At 66.7% G+C, this 19056-nt stretch carries 16 protein-coding genes; 11 read left to right on the forward strand and 5 right to left on the reverse strand.

Annotated elements, in window-relative coordinates; all coding sequences use genetic code 11:
• The first annotated feature begins 70 nt into the window (after window positions 1–70).
• The 5 genes from KPL81_RS19450 (at window position 71) to KPL81_RS19470 (ending at window position 5053) form a co-directional block, all read left to right on the forward strand.
• Complete coding sequence (locus KPL81_RS19450) at window positions 71–1705, forward strand: BCCT family transporter (RefSeq protein WP_219793543.1); 1635 nt, start codon at window positions 71–73, stop codon at window positions 1703–1705.
• A gap of 124 nt (window positions 1706–1829) precedes the next feature.
• Window positions 1830–2006, forward strand: coding sequence for a hypothetical protein (locus KPL81_RS19455; protein ID WP_219793544.1), 177 nt, complete (start codon window positions 1830–1832; stop codon window positions 2004–2006).
• A gap of 12 nt (window positions 2007–2018) precedes the next feature.
• Complete coding sequence (locus KPL81_RS19460) at window positions 2019–2717, forward strand: extensin-like domain-containing protein (RefSeq protein ID WP_219793545.1); 699 nt, start codon at window positions 2019–2021, stop codon at window positions 2715–2717.
• Between the two features lie 72 nt (window positions 2718–2789).
• Window positions 2790–3737 (forward strand): cobyrinic acid a,c-diamide synthase, encoded by a 948-nt coding sequence (locus tag KPL81_RS19465; protein WP_209474264.1) that lies wholly within the window; start codon window positions 2790–2792, stop codon window positions 3735–3737.
• Between the two features lie 80 nt (window positions 3738–3817).
• Entirely contained in the window at window positions 3818–5053 is a 1236-nt protein-coding gene (locus KPL81_RS19470) for a toxic anion resistance protein (RefSeq protein WP_219793546.1), read from the forward strand.
• On the opposite strand, the gene KPL81_RS19475 is transcribed toward KPL81_RS19470, so the two are convergent.
• From KPL81_RS19475 to KPL81_RS19490, 4 genes are all read right to left on the reverse strand, one after another.
• Window positions 5050–5397 (reverse strand): sll1863 family stress response protein, encoded by a 348-nt coding sequence (locus tag KPL81_RS19475; protein ID WP_219793547.1) that lies wholly within the window; start codon window positions 5395–5397, stop codon window positions 5050–5052. The two genes, KPL81_RS19470 and KPL81_RS19475, sit on opposite strands and share 4 nt — an antisense overlap.
• 72 nt (window positions 5398–5469) lie before the next feature.
• Entirely contained in the window at window positions 5470–6738 is a 1269-nt protein-coding gene (locus KPL81_RS19480) for a GGDEF domain-containing protein (RefSeq protein WP_338035643.1), read from the reverse strand.
• Window positions 6735–8096, reverse strand: coding sequence for a substrate-binding periplasmic protein (locus tag KPL81_RS20685; RefSeq protein ID WP_240549397.1), 1362 nt, complete (start codon window positions 8094–8096; stop codon window positions 6735–6737). The genes KPL81_RS19480 and KPL81_RS20685 overlap by 4 nt, the downstream gene beginning before the upstream one ends.
• Before the next feature lie 236 nt (window positions 8097–8332).
• On the reverse strand, window positions 8333–9466 hold the full coding sequence (locus tag KPL81_RS19490; RefSeq protein WP_219793548.1) for a PQQ-dependent sugar dehydrogenase: 1134 nt from the start codon (window positions 9464–9466) through the stop codon (window positions 8333–8335).
• 124 nt (window positions 9467–9590) lie between these two features.
• Here KPL81_RS19490 and KPL81_RS19495 point away from each other — a divergent pair, with 124 nt between their 5' ends.
• Window positions 9591–10976 carry an MFS transporter gene (locus KPL81_RS19495; RefSeq protein ID WP_219793549.1) on the forward strand — a complete coding sequence of 462 codons (1386 nt, stop codon included), beginning with the start codon at window positions 9591–9593 and terminating at the stop codon, window positions 10974–10976.
• A 46-nt stretch (window positions 10977–11022) separates the two neighbouring features.
• On the opposite strand, the gene KPL81_RS19500 is transcribed toward KPL81_RS19495, so the two are convergent.
• The gene (locus KPL81_RS19500; protein WP_219793550.1) at window positions 11023–12258 is read right to left on the reverse strand and encodes an E22 family MetX-like putative esterase; all 1236 of its coding nucleotides are present in this window, start codon (window positions 12256–12258) and stop codon (window positions 11023–11025) included.
• A gap of 153 nt (window positions 12259–12411) precedes the next feature.
• On the opposite strand from KPL81_RS19500, the gene KPL81_RS19505 reads away from it, so the two are divergent.
• The 5 genes from KPL81_RS19505 to KPL81_RS19525 are packed head-to-tail and all read left to right on the forward strand — an operon-like array spanning window position 12412 to window position 19048.
• Window positions 12412–12951, forward strand: a complete 540-nt coding sequence (locus KPL81_RS19505) for a retropepsin-like aspartic protease family protein (protein ID WP_219793551.1) — start codon at window positions 12412–12414, stop codon at window positions 12949–12951.
• Entirely contained in the window at window positions 12948–13931 is a 984-nt protein-coding gene (locus tag KPL81_RS19510; protein WP_219793552.1) for a YihY/virulence factor BrkB family protein, read from the forward strand. Before KPL81_RS19505 ends, KPL81_RS19510 begins: the two co-directional genes overlap by 4 nt.
• Window positions 13928–14968 carry an NAD(P)H-dependent flavin oxidoreductase gene (locus KPL81_RS19515; protein WP_219793553.1) on the forward strand — a complete coding sequence of 347 codons (1041 nt, stop codon included), beginning with the start codon at window positions 13928–13930 and terminating at the stop codon, window positions 14966–14968. The genes KPL81_RS19510 and KPL81_RS19515 overlap by 4 nt, the downstream gene beginning before the upstream one ends.
• A 43-nt stretch (window positions 14969–15011) precedes the next feature.
• Window positions 15012–16742, forward strand: a complete 1731-nt coding sequence (locus KPL81_RS19520; protein WP_219793554.1) for a VRR-NUC domain-containing protein — start codon at window positions 15012–15014, stop codon at window positions 16740–16742.
• Window positions 16739–19048, forward strand: a complete 2310-nt coding sequence (locus KPL81_RS19525) for an ATP-dependent DNA helicase (RefSeq protein ID WP_219793555.1) — start codon at window positions 16739–16741, stop codon at window positions 19046–19048. Before KPL81_RS19520 ends, KPL81_RS19525 begins: the two co-directional genes overlap by 4 nt.
• Window positions 19049–19056: the final 8 nt, after the last annotated feature.

Below are 19056 nucleotides of genomic sequence, written 5' to 3' on the forward strand. Positions count from 1 at the left end.
AGTGACTTGTGTGGCGTCAGGGTAGGCCTGCTAGCATGTTGGCGTTCATGGACGAAACGAGGTGCGCCTTATGGCCAACCATGGAGGGCAGCGGGTCTTTGCCGCATCGGCCCTGATCATCCTGGCGCTGGTGGCCGCCGGCGCTGGCTACCCCGACGCGTTCGGGGCCGCCGCCGCCGCCGCGCTGGACGCCGTCACCCAACTGTTCGGCTGGTTCTATCTGTTTTCGGTCTTCGGCTTCGTGATCTTCCTGCTGGTGCTTGCCTTCAGCAAGTACGGCAAGGTCCGGTTGGGGCCCCAGGACAGCACGCCGAGTTTCAGCTTCTTCTCCTGGGTCAGCATGCTGCTGGCGGCCGGCTTCGGCGTGGGCCTGGTGTTCTACGGCATGGCAGAGCCCATGCTCCACTACATCGAACCGCCTTATGGCGACGTGGCAGCCGAGAGCTCCGAGGCGGCGCGATATGCCATCCAGTACAGCTACTTCAACTGGGGCATTCACCAATGGGCGGCCTTTTCGGTGGTGGGACTGATCATCGCCTACTTCCAGTTCCGCAAGGGGCAGGCCGGGCTGGTCTCCTCGGTACTGTCGTCCATCGCCGCCAAGTATCCCCGGGTGCGCCCCTACGCGCCGACCTTGGATGTGTTCGCGGTGGTGGCCACGGTGATGGGGGTAGCCACCTCGCTGGGGCTGGGCGTGCTGCAGCTCAATGGTGGCTTCAACGCCGTGTTCGGCCTGCCCGAGAGCGGGCTGTGGCAGTTCGTCATCCTGTTCGTGATGTTCCTGGCCTACATGGCCTCGACCTGGTCGGGGCTGGACAAGGGCATCCGCCGGCTTTCCAACCTCAACATGATCCTGTGCATCGGCCTGATGCTCTACGTGCTGGTGACCGGCCCCACGGTGATGATCCTCGAGACCATCACCCTGGGAATCGGCGATTACCTGCAGAACTTCGTCGGCATGAGTCTGCGTATCTCGCCGTTTTCCGATAACACCTGGGCAGCCAACTGGACCATTTTCTACTGGGCCTGGGTCATCGCCTGGTCGCCGTTCGTCGGTACCTTCGTGGCCCGGGTGTCGCGCGGGCGCACCATCCAGGAATACGTCTTCGGCGTGCTGATCGTGCCACCGTTGCTGGCCTGCCTGTGGATCGGGGTTTTCGGCGGTGCCGCGCTGCACATGGAGCTGGCCGGCGATGTCGGCCTGGCCAGCGCCACCGAGAACAACATCACCGTCGCGCTGTTCGAGATGTTCGAGCTCATGCCCTTCTCCGGGGCGCTCTCGGTGATCGCCATGTTGCTGATCTTCGTCTTCCTGGTGACCTCGGCCGACTCGGCTTCCTACATCGTGGCGCAGATGACCGACAACGGCTCGATCAACCCGCCGCTGTTCAAGCGCGTGATCTGGGGCGTGCTGATTGCCGCCATCTGTCTCACCTTGATCGTCGCCGGGGGCCTGACCGGGCTGCAGTCGGCCGCGGTGCTCTCGGCGCTGCCTTTTACCTTCATCCTCTATGGCATGATCGTGGTGCTGGTCCGCGAGCTGCGTGCCGACCGCCAGTCCATGCTTACCCAGCTCTATCGTCGCCATGGCGAAACGCCGGTCGGGGCCGACGCCTTCGAGGCCGAAGCGCTGGGTGAACAGGAGCGGCTGCGTCGCGCGCCCAACGTGGTCAATCGGCGCATCAACCGGCGTGAGGGCGGCTAGGTCGACCATCAGCCGATCTCGCGCGCTCACGGCGCCTGACCTGAGAGCGTCGTGGGCGATTGCCGGTAGCCAGCGAAGAGCGCAGGTCGTAAGCTCTGAGAGGTAGGGGAACCGGACGTCAACCATGTCTCTCATCGGCTCACGCCGTCGTGCGCTTCCACGAGGCGCCACCCGCCGGCATCAACCGAGCCGCGGGCGTCAGAACCATTTCGATCGCTGGCTCGACCGCGCGGTGGACGTTGCCGTGCTCACGGCGCTGGCAGTGGGCACGGTGGCGCTGTTACTGCATCTGTTGTTATAGCGTCGAGGCGAGATGCGTTCACTGCTGATACTGGTCGTGCTGATGGTCGTCGCGGCGGCGGCCTGGTGGCAGCTCGAGGCGCGTCTTCCCTCCCACTGGCACCCGTGGAAGCCGCTGAGCGTTGGCGATCCCTTGACCCCTGTCACTCGCTGGAAGCTGCAACGCCTGAGCGATGACCGCGAGGCATGCCTGGCGGTGCTCGGCACGGCCTCCGAGAAGTCGCTGCGGATGACCCCGTTGGACGACCACGAACCTGTCCCCGGCTGTCCGCTGAGCAATGTGGTGCGTCTCCACGGCAGCGATGTCGAGTTCAACGCCAGTTTCGTCGCGCGTTGTCCGCTGGCGCTGGCCTGGGTCATGTTCGAGCGTCAGCGTCTTCAGCCCGCTGCCGTGGCCCACTTGGGCAGTCGCGTGGCCCGTGTCGAACACTATGGCAGCTACGCCTGTCGCAACGTCTATGGTCGCGAGGAGGGGCGGCGCAGCGAGCATGCCACGGCCGAGGCGCTCGATGTGGCGGCCTTCCGCCTCGAGGATGGGCGTCGGATCACGCTGCTAGAGCACTGGGGCGACGCGGGGGCCCGCGGGGCCTTCCTGCACGAAGTGCGCGATGGCGCCTGCGACCTGTTCGGCACCGTGCTGGGCCCGGAGTACAATCAGGCGCATGCCGACCACTTCCATTTCGGCATGCGCGGCTTCCACCTGTGCCGCTGAGGCCGTCAGGCTCGCACGGCGTCGACGGCCCCCGTACACTCAGAGGCATCAACCCGCTGGCGCAAGAGGCTTATGCTGGGATTTCTGCAGGGTTTCTCCTATGGGCTGTTCGTCACCTGCCTGCCGTGGTGCCTGGTCGGGCTGGCCAACCCGCGGCTGGCGCTCGCCAGCGACAACCCCAACCGCTTGCAGGTGCTGTTCCGCTACTGCCTGTTGGTGCCGTTCATCAGCATGGTGTTGTGGCTGACGTCGCTATGGGGCGGCTTCGGGCCGAGCCTGGGCGGATGGCTGGCTGGCCTGGTGGCGGTGGGCGTATCGCTGCCGCTGGAGCGTGGTTGGCGGCGCTGGCGTGCGCGGCGCCACCAGCGCCGACTCCAGGAGCGACTGGCGGCCGAGAGTGAGCGACGACGCGCCGAGCAGGAGCGTGCCGCGCGGGAATCCGGCGTGGCCGAACTGGACCCGTCCCGTCCGCCGGTCGACGCCGATGACCTGGTTTTGGCGCTGTGCCGGGCCAAGGCGCAACTGCTCGAGGTCAAGCGTGCCGACCTGGCGGGGCAGGTCGATCGTTTCTACACCCGCTACGCCCATGTGATGGAGTTGCTGGCCGCCCGCTTCGATCGCAGCGAGCTGGCCTTCGAGCGTTCGCGTAGCCTGATCGCCGATGTCTGCCTTGGGGCGGTGGATACCTTCACCTCCATGGCGGCCCAGGCGCGTGGCGTGATGGGGCTGGATGTCGACTACGTACGCCGGCGCCTGGAGCAGGAGGGGAGTCGGTTGTCTGTCGAGGAGCGCATCGCGCTCAAGCGTCGCCTCGAGCTGATCGAGGAGACCGACCGTCGCCTGCGACGCCTGGTGGCGCGCAACGAATCGGCACTCACCCTGCTGGACGATACGGCCGTGGCGCTGGCCCGGATCGAGACGGGGCGGCCGCAGGCCGCGCTTGCCACCGATCGGGCACTGGAGGAGCTGCGGCGTTTCATCGAGGGGGCAGATCGCTACAGTCGCCAGGAGCGTCGTTGAGCCACTCGCCGGCTGGCGTTGAGCCATGCGCCGGTCTTGCTTGCTAAGGTGTGGGAAAGAGCCTGAATGGGGAAGCGCTTATGAACCAGTCGTCCGAACGTGGCTCGCCGCTCTCGCTGCCGCCGGTGGAGCAGATCGCCAGCGAGCTCGAGGAAATCGCCCCGGAGCCGAAGGATAGCGAGGAGATCGTGATCGACGACCCCGAGCTTGAGCAGATGGCGGAGTCGTTCGTCGACGATGTGCTGGCCAGCGAAGAAGGTGCCGCCCTCGATCGCCAGCGCCGCGCGGTGGATGAGATGGGGCTGGAGCTGCAGCAGCAGGCGGCGCATCACAGCGAGATGCTGCAGGCGCCGCTGCGCAAGCTGGCCCATCAGGGTGACGAGGGCGGGCCAGTGGCCAAGGCGCTGATCGACCTGCGCGGACACATGCAGGACCTCGACCCGCACCAGCATCGCCTGGCATCGGGGCCGTTCGATCGTCTGCTGTCCCGTATCCCCGGTGCCGGCAATCGTGTGCAGCGTTATTTTCGCAAGTTCGAGAATGCCCAGCAGGCGCTCGATGCCATCATTGCCGACCTGGAAGCGGGGCGCGACATGCTGCGGCGTGACAACATCACGCTCAGCGACGATCAGGAGAGTTTGCGCCAGCTGCTGGGGCGGCTCCAGCGCCAGGTCGACCTGGGCCGACTGATCGATCGTCGCCTGGTGCAGGCGCTGGAGCGGCTCGGCGATACGCATCCGCAGCGTGGGTTCATCGAGGAGGAGTTGCTGTTCCCGCTGCGCCAACGCATCGTCGACCTCCAGCAGCAGCAGGCCGTCAGCCAGCAGGGCGTGCTGGCGCTGGAGGTGATCATTCGCAACAATCGCGAGCTGATGCGCGGCGTCGACCGGGCGATCCACGTAACCGTGTCGGCATTGACGGTAGCGGTGGCGGTGGCGCTGGCGCTGGCCAACCAGCGCCTGGTGCTCGACCGCGTCGAATCGCTCAATACCACGACGTCGGAGATGATCGCCGGCACGGCGAGGACGCTGCGCCAGCAAGGGGTGGAGATCCAGACCCGCGCTGCCTCGGCCCAGCTCGACATGCAGGCCCTGGAACAGGCCTTCGACGATGTGCTCGGCGCCATCGACGACCTGTCCCGCTATCGTCAGGAAGCGCTGCCGCAGCTCGATGCCCAGATCGATCGCCTGGCGCAGCTGGCACGCCGGGGCGGCAATGCGATCGACAAGCTGCAGCGCGGCAGTGACGTCCAGGCATCCGACGCGGCTGGAGCGGAATCGACGCCCGGCGAAGGGCGCAACGAGCGCCCCTCCTAGGGCGAGCCCCCCGGCGAGCGGGGGCCGCCCCGATCCTCGTCGTCGACATCCCTGGGCGGCGGCTCGTGCCGCTGGGCGTCACGCAGCGCCTTGCGCATCAGCTCCCAGGCATCGTCGAGCCCCTGCTGCAGCGAATCCCAGGCCGCCTCGCTGGCATACTGCAGCTCCTCGAGCCGACGGCGGGTCTCGTCACGACGCCGCCGCAGCCGCTCGATGTCGTCGTGATAGCGGGTCTGAGCCTCGGCCCCCGCCCGGCGTGCCCGTGCGGCCAGCGCCTCGATCTCGGCATTCCATTCGTCTAGCCGAGCCTTCATCTGCTCGACGAACTCATCGCGTCTGTTCATGTGGCTTCTCCGCCTCTGGCTGATGCTACTCCTATCGATTCTTCGCCTCGGGGCGGGGTTCCCCCGAGGCGTTCAGGTCTGCGCGGCCACCCGGTCGCGGCCCTGGCGCTTGGCGCGATAGAGCTGACGGTCGGCCTGGGCCATCAGCTCGTCGACGCTGGTGCCGTCATGCGCCGGCGTGCTGCTGGCGACCCCGAGGCTGGCGGTGACCCGCCCGGCGCGGGTCGAGTAGGCATGCGCGATGTCGAGGGCGCGGATCGTGGCATGTATCCTTCCGGCCACTTGCAGGGCACCCTCCAGGTCGGTATCGGGCAGCACGCAGACGAACTCCTCGCCGCCGTAGCGAGCGACCAGGTCCGAGGCGCGATGCACCACCCGGGTAAGCGCCTGGGCCACGGCCCTCAGGGCGTCGTCCCCGGCGACATGCCCATAATGGTCGTTGAACTCCTTGAAGTGATCGATATCGATGAATATCACCGAGAGGGCATGGCGATTGCGCTTGGCACGCTGCCATTCGCTGGCGATGAAAGTGTCGAAGTGGCGGCGATTGGCGATACCGGTCAGCCCGTCCAGGGTCGAGATCTGATGGAGCTGGTCGCGCTGGTCTAGGCCCCGCTGGAAGGCCTGGAGCAATTGGTCGACGCTCTCCACCAGGTGTCCCAGCTCGTCACTGCCATGGCGTCCCATGGCAGGCTTGGGCCAGCTGCCCGGCTGGCGCGGGTCGGTGTCGGCGATGGCCGCGTGTACACGCAGCAGGGGACGGGTCACGAACCAGTGGAACGCCAGGGCGAGCAGCCCGGCAATGGCCAGGGCCTTGGCGACGCTTAGCGAGAAGATCTGCAGACTGCGATGGGTGAAGTCGCGTGCCAGATGATCGAGCGCCAGCGTCAGTTCGAGTTCGCCGACCGGCTGGGGCGTGCTGCCCGGGCCGGCCTGGTAGTGCAGCGTCTGCCGGTAATGGAGTATGTCGTCGAACAGGGCATGGGCAACCCAGCTGGAGTCGCGGGCCGACTCGCGCTGACGCGTAGCCATGGTGCGGTCGAAGTCGTCCATGATGGTGGCACTGGCGACGCGACCGCCGTTGAACAGGCCCTCGATGACCTGACCCGCCAGATCAGGGTTGAGCTGGAAGGCCGCCGCCGCCGCGGTGCCGTGGACCAGGTTGAGACGATAGCGGGTGCTGCTGACGATTTCCTGGCGCATTGCGCGGGCATCGAGAGCGAGCTCTACCAGGCCGGCCAGAATGCTGAGCAGCAGGGCGATGGCCAGGGTGAGTCCGGCTTGCTTGGCGGTCAGGCTACGCCTGCGGGGTTGGCGATCCATGCCAGGAGGGGGCGTCACTGAGGCGTCTCCTTGCGGGACCGTGCTCGGTCGAGGGCGGCCTGCAGCCGAGCGATGAACTGATCGGGAACCGAGGGGTGGCAGGCCAGGTAGAGATCGACCTCGTTGAAGACGAACAGTCGGCGCAGCGCCAGGCCGGCCTCCTCGGCGAGAAAGCTGGCAGTCTGCTCGCCGGTGACCCAGGCATCGATCAGACCGGCCTGCAGGCGACCGATGTTCTCGCGTTCGGCGCTGGCCACGACGATGGGAACCCCTTGACTGGCGGCATACTGCCCCACGGCATCCTCGCGAAAGCTGCCTACACGGAGCCCGCTCAGGTCGTCGAGCGAGTCGGCCTCGATGTCGGCCTCCTCGAGGGCAAAGGCGGCCCAGGTGTTCGACACCAGCGGTCCCACCCAGGTGAACAGCGACTCGCGCTCGGGCGTGCGGGTCGTGGAATATACGCAGTGTCGATCACGAAGTTGGGCCTCGGTCAGGGCGCGCGCCCAAGGCAGCAGACGGAAATCGGCGTCGAGTTCGGCGTCATTCAGCGCCTCTCGCAGCAGTTCGGTGGCGCTGCCGGTGATCCTGCCGCCTTCGTCCTGGTAGTTGTAGGGTGGATACTCCTCGGTATTGAAGGCGATGGTGCCGCCGAGGATCTCGCTGACAATGCCCTGTTCGCGCAGTTGGTCCAGTGCCGCCTGCATGCGCTCGACCAAGCGAGGGTCGGTATCGCGGTGCAGCGCGTAGTAGAGGTCCGATTCGCTGATGGTCAGCGTGGGAGCGAAGTCGGTGGTGGGCACCCCCTCCTTCTGCATCAGCCAGAAGGCCACGTCCTCGCCATATGCCCACAGGTCGACCCGGCCGTGCTCGAGCATGCGCAGGGCGCTGATGTTGGACATGGCCGCATGAATCTGGCTCTCCGGTACGCCGGCTTCCTGCAGCCGCTGGGCACCGATATCCTCGCGGATGACGGCGATGCGATAGTCGCCGTCGATCACGTCTTGCATGCCGCTCAACTGGATGCCGCTGTCGCGCCGGGCAATCAGCGTGACCCTGTCGGTCGCGATGGGCCCCACCCACTGGAACAACGCCTCGCGCTGAGCGGTACGCGTGGTGGAGAAGAGCACCGTGCCCGGTTCGGAGAGGGCGGTGTCGTAGCCGCGGGCCCAAGGGTAGTAGAGCACGTCCTCGCGGGAGAGCGGGGTATCGGTTTCGGCAAAGATTCGCTCGAGAAGCTCGATGGAGATGCCTTCGAGACGGTTGTCCTGCTGGTAGTTGTAGGGCGGGTATTCCTCGGTGATGTAGGTCAGCTCCTCCAGGCCGCCTGCTGCCGAAGAAGAGAAGAGTACCCACACCAGCATCAGCCATTTTCTCATGCAACCAGCCCCTGCTTGTTTTTTTTGCCTTCGCGTGCCGGCGCCAGTCGCAGTGACGCGCTGGCTGTCTGCGCTTGCTTGCCCGAATGACGCCCGAGCAAGCAAGCCGTGACATAGGCCTTAGATCCGCGACAAAGCGGCTTAACTCAGGTTAACCAGAATAATGCCCGTGACATGACGTTAAGTGAAGGACTGCCCTCTCCACGCTGTGCGTACGGCGTTATCGGCCGGTAGCGTCATGCCTCGGGTTCGAGCCGATAGAGAGTGCCGTTTTCATTACCGGTGAGTACATAAAGGTAGCCATCCGGCCCTTGGCGCACCTCGCGAACCGGCCCCAGCGGCTCGTCCAGCAGCTCCTCCATCTCCACGACCTCGCCCTCGTTGACCTCGAAGCGGTAGAGCTGCTCGCTTTCCAGACCGCCGACGAGCAGGTTGCCTTGCCAACGTGGGTAGTGCTCGCCATTGACCACGGCCAATCCTGACGGTGAGACATTCTCCTCGAAGCGGTGGACGGGCGGGATCACGTCATCCTCGATGAAGATGGTGCCCTTGGTAATGTCCTCGAGTAGGCCGCCCGTGGTCGCATCCTCACCCAGGGTGAGCTCCGGCCAGCCATGGTTGGCACCGGGTCGTACGCGAATGAGTTCGTCGTCGCCGTTGGGGCGGGCCTCGACGGCCCAGACGTGACCGCGCTCCTGATCCACCGCCAGGCCGAGCACGTGGCGGTGCCCCCAGGAGTAGATCCTGGGCAAGTAGCCAGCCTCCTCCAGCAGTGGATTGTCCAGGGGCGCCAGGCCTTGTGGGTCGAGGCGCAGGATCGATCCGGCGTGGTCCATGGTGTTCTGGGCCCGGCCGGGCGTGCCGCGGTCGCCGATGGACATCAGCAGGGTGTCGTCCTCCATCCAGGCTAGGCGCGAGCCCGCCTGGGGACCAGGCTCCGAGCGCCGGTTCTGCTCGAAAAGCTCTTCCACCTCGACGAGGCGATCGCCGGCCAGGCGGCCTCGGGCCAGCGCCGTGGCAGTCGAGTCGGCACTCCCGCTGGAGTAGGTGAAGTAGAGCCAGCCGGTATCGGGATAGTCCGGCGAAGCGGCGATGTCGAGCAGGCCACCCTTGCCCTCGACGTGAAGGCCGGGCAGGCCTTCGACCCGCTGACGCTTGCCGTTGTAGAAGGTCTGGATCTGCCCGGTGCGCTCGCTTAGAACGAAGAGTTCGCCGGGCAGTATCGCCACGCCCCACGGCTGTTCCAGGTTTTCCGCCACCGGCACCAGCCGCAGGTCCTGATACTCGGTGTCCAGGGTCGCCTCCTCGGCGTGTGCTGTTGCCACGGCTACCGTCAGCGTCAGCAGGGGGATGACATACAAGCGTTCCATTGCCTGACTCCTGTCCTGAATGTAGTACCCAGTGTAGTGAAAGCCGCCAAGTCGTCATGCCGACCCGATAAGCTGGTAGTCTAGGCGCTGGCGATCAGGCGCAGGGAGAGGAGGGCAGGCGCAGATGAGTGTGATACCGGCCGTTGACGGTACGCTACCCAGGCAGCGGGCGTCGAAGCGGGAGATCTTCGGTTGGGCGATGTTCGACTTCGCCAACCAGGCCTATACCCTGTTGATCATCACCGTGGTATTCGGCGAACTGTTCACCACCGTCATCGTCGGCGATCGCGACGACGGCTTTCGTCTGGCCAATCTGCTGTGGAGTCTGGCACTGGCCGTCAGCTACCTGCTGGTGGTGGTCACCGGCCCGCTGTGCGGTGCCGTGATGGACTACCGGGCGGCCAAGAAGCGCTTCCTGTTCGTCAGCTACATCGCCACCGTGGTGGCTACGGCGCTGCTCTACTTCGTGGCGCCGGGCTACGTCATGCTGGGGCTGCTGTTGATCGTGGTGTCCAACTATGCCTACTCCATGGGCGAGTCCTTCATTGCCGCCTTTCTGCCGGACCTCGGACCACCCCAGGATCTGGGCAAGATCTCCGGGTTCGGTTGGGCGCTGGGTTACGTGGGCGGTCTCTTTGCTGCCGGGTTCACCCTGGTGGCGCTGGGCGAGGCTACCGCCGAGAACTTCGAGCGTATCCGCTGGGTTGGCCCCTTCGCCGCGGTGTTCTTCCTGATCACTGCCATTCCCACCTTCCTCTGGGTGAAGGAGCGCGGTGCGCCGCAGCCACATGCCAAGACCTACCGCGAGATCGCCTGGGAGCGCGTCTCCACCACCCTGCACGAGCTAAGGCGTTTTCGCGACCTGGGGATCTTCCTGGTGTCGCTGCTGTTCTCCATGGCGGGGGTCTATATCATCATCGCCTTCGCCTTCATCTACGGCGCCCAGGTGATCGGCTGGGACGAATCGATCCGCAACGTGATGTTCATTATCGTGCAGATCACCGCTGCGGCTGGTGCGCTGGGGTTCGGTTTCATCCAGGATCGCATCGGCACCAAGATCACTTACCAATTGACCCTGCTGCTGTGGGTGGCGGCGATCCTCGCCATCTGGGCAACGCCCGAAGTCACCGCCTGGCTCAACGCCAGCCTGGGGCTGAACTGGGAGGCCCAGCACCTGTTTCTGTTCGTGGGCTGCCTGGCCGGACTCTCGTTGGGCTCGAGCCAGTCGGCCAGCCGTGCCCTGGTGGGACTGTTCTCGCCGACGCGCAAGGCCGCCGAGTTCTTCGGTTTCTGGGGCTTGGCCAACAAGCTGGCTGGGGTCATCGGTATCATCGGTCTGGGGCTGCTGCAGTCGGTGGTGGGACTGCAGGCCTCGATTCTGCTGTGTGCGGCGCTATTCATCGTCGCCATGCTGATCTGCCTGGCGGTCGATCAGGCTCGCGGGGAGCGGGCCGCGGCCGAGTGGGAGGCACGCAACGGTCAGCCTGTCGCGCAGAGCGCCGGGCCCTGACACTGGCCGCTCCCTGGCCGGTCGGGCCCGCCAGGGAGCGGCTGCCTCACTCCGCCAGAAAAGCGCGAATTCGATCGTCCGCCTGGTCGATCGCAACTACGCCGTCGAGATGGCCGCGATTGCCTTCCAGTGCGACCAGCTCGACCTCGGTGCCGTCGGCCTCGATCAGCTCGGCGGTCCTGCGAATACCTGGCGGGGCGAAGACCAGGTCGTCCTCGCTGTACAGGATCAGGGTGGGTGCCTCGATGCGGGCCAACCCCTCCGCCAGGCTTTCGCCATGGCCGGTGATGAAGGCCTGGTTGGCTTTCACCAGGTAGAGCAGGTGGTTGGCGTCGGCGAGTTCGGCGCGCGAAGCGGCGATGTCGTCGAGGGTCTGCTCTATGGCGTAGCGCGCCTCGAGCTCGCGGGTCGGGTCGGCGTCCTCGTCGGCCCAGCTGCGGTCGAATGTGGCGTTGGCCCACTGCCAGTGATTGGCGTCGAGCGTGACCAGCTTGAGCGATTCGCGTAGGCCGTCCAGCGGTGGCTCGCCAGCGTAGTAGTCGCCTTCGTTCCAGTTGGGATCCAGGCGAATGGGGGCGGCCCAGGCGCTCAGGGTGGCGAGCAGCCAGGGGTCGGTCTCGCCGCCGCCGATCACCGGTATCAGCCGCTCGACTTGATCGGGGTAGGCGCTGGCCCACTCGTAGGCCTGTAGCGCGCCCATCGAAGCGCCCATGACCGCATGCAGACGTTCGATACCCTGGCTCTCGAGCAGTGCCTTCTGCACCTCGACGAAGTCGCGGATGGTGACCAGCGGGAAGTCGGTGCCCCAGGGAGCTCCGGTCTCGGGGTTGGTGGTGGCCGGCCCGGTGGTGGTCACGTTGGGGTCATGGGCATTGAGATTGACCAGCGTGTCCGAGGCGATGACGTAGTACTCGTCGGTGTCCAGCGGCTTGCCGGGACCGATGATGGCGTCCCAGTAGCCGGGTGCGGCATCATCCTCGGCGTAACGGCCGGCGGCATGGCTGGTGCCGGAGAAGAAATGGGTGATCAGGATGACGTTGTCCTTCGCTTCGTTCAGTTCCCCGTAGGCCTCCCAGCCAATGCGCACCGGGGCGATGGTTTCACCGCCGACGGTAGTGTACTCCTCCATCTCGAAGACCTGCTTCTCGGCTCGCCCGTCCCAGGCCGCCGTCGTGGTGCTGAAGAGCAGCAGGCACGCTGCCAGGCCGGCGCCGGCCAGACGGCGTGCGCGGTGGCAATGACCAGGAGTCAACGGGGTCGAAGATTCGATGCTGTCATGCATGAGGCTATCCTTGTTGTTGTGACGGCTTGTCAGCCATGCCTTCGGCGATTGCCTCGGCATAGGCGCCAAAGGGCACCTTGGCGCACCTCAGTACAGGCAGTGGATACACGGGTGTCAACGCGGCTGGCCGCGCTTATCCTCGGAGGTGAGTCGATGCAGCGAGAGAGCGGTTCGATCCGGCGCGCCGGCATGGGCATGATGCTGCTGTTCTGGGTGGCGTTCATCGGCCTCGGTAGCTGGTGGTTTTACGGTTACCTGGAGACCCAGCGAAATCCCAATGCGCATCTGGTCAATGCCGTGGTCGGCACGGCTGGGCCGATTGTGCTCGAGCGCAACCGTGCGGGGCACTTCCTGGCCACCGGGCGCATCAACGGCGAGCCGGTCGAGTTCCTGCTCGATACCGGCGCCACCTATGTCGCCGTGTCGGCCGGATTGGCCGAGCGGCTGGCGCTGGAACGAGCGGGCTCGGCCTGGTTCAACACTGCCAACGGGCGTGTGCGTGGCGATCTGACTTGGCTGGAGGAGGTCAGCCTGGGGGGCTTCGCCGCCTCCGACGTGCGCGGCTCCATCAGCCCGGGGCTCGAGGGCGACGTGGCCCTGCTGGGGATGAGCTTCCTCAACCGTTTCGACATCGAGATACGAGACGCCCGCATGGTTCTGCGCCCGGCGCAGCAGCCCCAAGGAGGCGAATGAGACGCTGGCGAGGCAGGCACGCGGAACATCCGAACCAGATACCTGGCCCGGGATGGCTGGACGTCGTATGGCGAGTCAAGGCGCAGCTGTCGGAAGATCGGGTCAGCATGCTGGCGGCCGGCATTGCCTTCCATGCGCTGCTGTCGCTGTTTCCTGCCATCGGGGCGGTCGTCTCGCTCTGGGCGCTGGCCTTCGACCCGGCCGAGATGGCGCGTCAGATCGGTGAACTGAGTCGTTTCATGCCAGCGGGAGGAGCTCGGCTGATCCATGAGCAGGCCCAGGCGGTCAGCGAGAATACCGACACGGGACTCAGCCTGGCCGCAATCGCCGGGCTGCTGTTGGCCATGTTGCTGGCCTCCAGGGGGGTAGGCGGATTGATGGTCGGACTCAGCGTGGTCTACGGCGAGGTGGATCGACGTGGCCTGGTACAACGCATGCTGGTGACGGCCGCGCTGACTTTCGGCCTGATCGTGGTCTCGCTGGTGGCCACCATGTTCGTGGCCCTCTACCCCATGGTCGTCGCTTGGTTTCTCCTCGACGGTCCCCTCGTCACGCTGGTCAAGTGGCTGCGCTGGCCGGCGTTGTTGCCGTTGATGATGTTGGTCATTGCCGTGCTTTACCGCTATGGTCCCTATCGTCGCTCGCCGCGTTGGGAGTGGGTCGGCTTGGGTACCGTGACAGCAACGCTGCTGTGGCTGCTGGGCTCCGCGGCGTTGTCGCTCTATGTCGGGCAGGTTGCCGACATGGACGAACTCTACGGTTCGTTGGGGGCCGTGGTGGTGCTCATGCTGTGGTTCTGGCTCTCTGCCTACGTCGTATTGCTGGGGGCCGAGATCAACGCTGAAATGGAGCGCCAGACCCGGCACGACACCACGGTGGGTGAACCGCGCCCCATGGGGGAGCGGGGCGCCTACGCCGCCGATACGCTGGGCCCGAAGCGACCATGGCGGCGCATACGACATCAGGGAGAGGACCTATGAGCTTGACTCGCCAGCTCGGCTTGGAATTACCCATTCTTCAGGCGCCCATGGCCGGCGTCCAGGCCGGTGACCTGGCGGTGGCCGTCAGCGAAGCGGGCGGGCTCGGCGCCTTGCCCTGTGCCATGCTTTCACCCGAGGCGATGGCGGAGGAGCTGCACCGCATCCGCGCCGCGACGACGCGACCGGTCAACGTCAATTTCTTCTGCCACGCGCCGCCGGTACTGGACGAGTCGCGGCAGGTGCGCTGGCATCAGGCGCTGGCGCCGTACTACGCCGAATACGGTCTCGACATCGACAGCGTGCCGGCAGGGGCGGGGCGGCGCCCGTTCGATCATGCGGCCTGCGATGCCCTCGCGCCCTTCTGCCCCGAGGTGGTCAGCTTTCACTTCGGCCTGCCCGAACCGGCCCTGATCGAACGCGTCAAGGGCTGGGGGGCCAAGGTGCTGGCGTCTGCCACCACGGTCGAGGAGGCGCGCTGGCTCGAGGCGCGCGGTGTCGATGCGGTGATCGCCCAGGGTGTGGAGGCGGGAGGTCACCGCGGCATGTTCCTCAGCGAGGACGTGACCACTCAGCTCGGCACTTTTGCCCTGCTGCCGCAGGTCGTGGCGGCCGTGACGGTACCGGTGATCGCTGCCGGCGGTATCGCCGATGCACGCGGCGTGGCGGCCGCCCTGGCGCTGGGGGCATCGGCCGTCCAGATCGGTACCGCGTTTCTGTGCTGCCATGAGACCACCACCTCGGCGCTGCACCGCCGGGCGCTCATGAGCGAAGCGGCACAGCATACCGCCCTGACCAATCTTTATACCGGCCGACCGGCTCGCGGCATCATCACCCGACTGATGCGCGAACTCGGCCCGCTCAGCGACGTGGCGCCGGCCTTTCCCCTGGCCACTGCCGCCATCGCCCCGCTGCGCAGCGCCGCCGAGGCGGCCGGCAGCGCCGATTTCTCGCCGCTGTGGGCCGGGCAGAACGCCAGCGCCTGCCGTGAGGTGCCGGCGGCAGAGGTGGTGCGCGCACTCGCCGCAGGCTTGCGCTGACGGCAGGGCTGGCGAGTCCGTGCGGGGCTGATATCATGGATGCATGAACAGTATTTCAGACGCTGTACCGGTCACTGCCTCGCTCGACGATCCGCTCTACTATCTGGCGAATTTCCGCTTCGTTCTCGGCTGGGTGTTTGAACGCCACGGCGACCTGCTGAGCGTGGAGGAGCGTGCCTTCGTCACCGATTTCGAGGCCTTGCCGCAGCCGTCCCAGGCGCTGCTGGTACGCATGGTGATGCGCAAGGGCGAGTATTTCCGTACCGGTAAGCTCGCTTACGCCGAGATCGGCGACATCGATAGGGCTCTCATGCCCTTGATCGAGGCCGGCTGGGTCGAGGTGAACCCCTCGCTGAGTCTGGCCGATCTCTTTCACCTGCTGCGCCTGGCCGAGCTGCGTCGGGCGCTGGCGGAGGAGATGGCCGCCGTGGCGCTCTCGCCCAAGGCGAGCAAGGCAGTCCTGTGGGAAACGCTACAACCGCGCCTGAGTCAGGTGCAGCGGTTGGCCGAGTGGTGGCCCGCCGCCGGTGAAATGCTGGGAAGCGAGCGCATCGTGCGCTTGCGCGTAATGCCGTGGTGCGATCGGTTGCGGCTGATGTTCTTCGGCAACCTGCACCAGGACTGGGCCGAATTCGTGCTCACCGAACTAGGCCTGCAGCGCTTCGAGCGGGTCGAGTTGACGCCCGGCTCGCGCGCCTTTGATCGGCGTGAGGAAGTGAACACCTATCTGGCCCTGCATGCGCTGCGCGAGCGACTCGATAACGATGAGCCACCCGAGGAGCTCGAAGCCGAGGTTCCCGAGGTGCCGGAGGGCAACGCTTGGCTGGCGCAGCGACGCGGCAAGCTGCTGTTGCGCCTGGGCCACGCCGCTGAACGCAAAGGGCGGGAGGAGTTGGCGCTGCGGTTGTATGCGGCGAGCGGCGATGGGCCTGGCGGCCAGGTGGAGGCGCGTATCAGACGGTTGCGACTGCTGGAGCGGCTCGGCGAGCACCGCCAGGCCCATGCTCTGGCTAGCCAGGCATGGCAAGCGGGTACCTGCGACCAGGAAACGCAGGCGTTGGCACGGTTGCTGCCCAGGCTGTGTCGCCGGCTGGGGCTGGCGCCGCCGGCGGGTGAGCCGGAAGCGAGGCCGCAACGCCTGGACCTGTGCCTGCCGCGCGCTGGAGTAGCGAGCGTCGAGCAGGCCGTGGCCGAACATCTGAGCCGACCCGAGGCCCCGGTCTACTACGTCGAAAACGCCCTCGTGACCGGCCTGTTCGGCCTACTCTGCTGGCCGGCATTGTTCGCGCCGCTGCCCGGCGCCTTCTTTCATCCTTTCCACAGCGGTCCGGCGGATCTCCACCGAGACGACTTCGTCGCCCGCCGCCGCGAGCGCTTCGAGGCCTGCCTGGCGCGGCTCGACGATGGCAGCCACGGCGAGGCGATCCGGCGCACCTGGCACGCGAAGCGCGGATTGGCGTCGCCTTTCGTGCACTGGGACGGTCTCGACGAGACGCTGCTCGAGCAGGCGCTGACCTGTATCCCCGCCATGCATCTGCGCGCCTGCTTCGAGCGTCTGCTGGCCGATCTCAAGACCAATCGAGCCGGTTTGCCCGACCTGATCCAGTTCCTGCCGCCCGACCCGGAGGGGCAGCCTCGCTACCGGCTGATCGAGGTGAAGGGGCCAGGCGACAGGCTGCAGGACAACCAGCGCCGCTGGCTGGCCTACTTCCAGCGTCATGCCATACCCGCCGAGGTTTGCCATGTGTCCTGGCAGTCGGGTGCGGTGCCATGACTACCACTACGCCTATCTACAGGGTGGCCGTGCGCGCACTGTGCGACTTCACCGCTCGCGAGGGGGATCTAGACCACCGCTTCACGCCCTCGCCCAGCGCCCGTGAGGGCATGGCCGGCCATGCGCTGGTGAGACGGCGACGAGACGACACCTACGAGAGTGAAATCGCGCTGAGCGGGTGCTATCGCGGACTCGTCGTCAGCGGCCGGGCCGATGGTTATGATCCGGCGCGCAACCGGCTCGAGGAGGTCAAGACCCACCGCGGCGACCTGTCGCGAATGGCCGCCAATCAGCGCGCCCTGCACTGGGCCCAGGTCAAGGTCTACGGCGCGCTGCTGTGCGCCCAGCGCGGGATCGAGTCGCTGACCCTGGCGCTGGTCTACTTGGATATTGCCAGCGAGCGGGAGACGCTGCTGACCGAGGAGGCCAGTGCCGCCGAACTCACCGCCTTCTTCGAGGAGCAGTGCGAGCGCTTCCTGGCGTGGGCGGAGCAGGAGAGCATTCACCGCCAGGCGCGCGATGCCGCCCTGGCCGGGCTCGCCTTTCCCCACGATGCCTTTCGCCCCGGTCAGCGCGAGCTGGCCGAGAGCGTCTACAAGGCGGCCGCCACAGGGCGCTGCCTGCTGGCGCAGGCGCCGACCGGCATCGGCAAGACCGTGGCTACGCTGTTTCCCACACTCAAGGCAATGCCGCGGCAAGGGATCGACCGGCTCGCCTTCCTGACCATGAAGACGCCGGGTCGACGCCTGGCGCTGGCGTCCCTGGCACGGCTGGGGGGCGACCCTGGCGACCAGGGGGCGGGCGGCCGACAGCGGCTTCCTCTTCGCGTACTGGAGCTGACCGCCCGCAGCAAGGCCTGCGAATATCCTGACAGAGCGTGTCATGGCGACGCCTGCCCGCTCGCCGCGGGCTTCTACGACCGCCTGCCCGCCGCCCGCAGAGACGCAGTGGAGCGCGGCTGGCTCGATCGCGAGGCGCTGCGCGAGGTGGCACTCGAGCACGGCATCTGCCCCTATTACCTGGGCCAGGAGCTGGCGCGCTGGAGCGATGTCTGCGTGGGCGATGTCAACCATTACTTCGACGCGTCGGCGCTGCTGCATGGCCTGGCCCAGGCCAACGGCTGGCGGCTCGCGCTGCTGGTGGACGAGGCGCACAACCTGGTGGAGCGGGCCCGAGGCATGTACAGCGCTGAGCTGAATCAGCGCGTCTTCCGTCAACTGCACCGCAGCGCCCCCGCGCCGCTGGTGCAGCCCCTCGGCCGGCTGATGCGCCAATGGCAGGCCCTGGTGCGGGAGCAGGGCGGGGCCGATGAGGGGCAGGCGGGCCGGCCTGCCTATCGGGTGCTAGAGGGCTTGCCCGAGCGCTTCGTCGGCGCCCTGCAACGGGTGACGGTGGCGCTCACCGACTACCTGGCGGAGCATCCAGGGGAGGGCGACCCGGCCTTGCAGGAACGGCTGTTCGAGGCACTGGCCTTCGCTCGCCTGGGCGAGTCGTTCGGCGAGCACTCGCTGTGCGATCTGACGCGGCATGGGCGAGGCCGCGCAACGCTCGGCCTGCGCAACCTGGTGCCGGCGGACTTCCTGGCGCCACGCTTTGCCCAGGCGTACAGCAGCGTGCTGTTCTCGGCGACCCTGGCGCCGGTGGACTATCATCGCGACCTGCTGGGCGTGCCGGGTCGGAGCGTGTGGCAGTCGGTCGCCTCGCCGTTTCACGCCGATCAGCTCGAAGTGCGTATTCAAGGCGCCATCTCGACGCGCCTGCATGACCGCGAGGCCTCACTCGACCCTATCGTCGACGAGTTGGTCGGCCAGTTCCGCCGACGCCCGGGTCTCTATCTCGCCTTCTTCAGCAGCTTTGCCTACCTGCAGGCCGTGCAGACGCAACTGGCAAGGCGCCATCCCGAGCTACCGCACTGGAGCCAGACCCGTGGCATGAGCGAAGCCGAGCGCGATGGCTTCCTGGCGCGCTTCCGGCCTGGCGCGCAGGGTATCGGCTTCGCGGTGCTGGGCGGGGCTTTCGGCGAGGGTATCGACCTGCCCGGCGAACGGCTGATCGGCGCCTTCATCGCCACGCTGGGCCTGCCGCCGTTCGACCCCTTCAACGAGGCGCTCAAGGCCAGGCTGCAGTCGCGCTTTGGCTGTGGTGACGCCTATGCGTATCGCATTCCGGGGCTGATCAAGGTAATCCAGGCGGCCGGCAGGGTGATCCGCAGCCCTCAGGATAGCGGTACGCTGGTGCTGATGGATGATCGCTTCCAGCAGCCTGAGGTGCGCCAGTCGTTACCTGAATGGTGGCGAATGGCGTGAAGCGCGCT

The sequence above is a fragment of the Billgrantia antri genome (assembly GCF_019430905.1).
Taxonomy (GTDB): domain Bacteria; phylum Pseudomonadota; class Gammaproteobacteria; order Pseudomonadales; family Halomonadaceae; genus Halomonas; species Halomonas antri.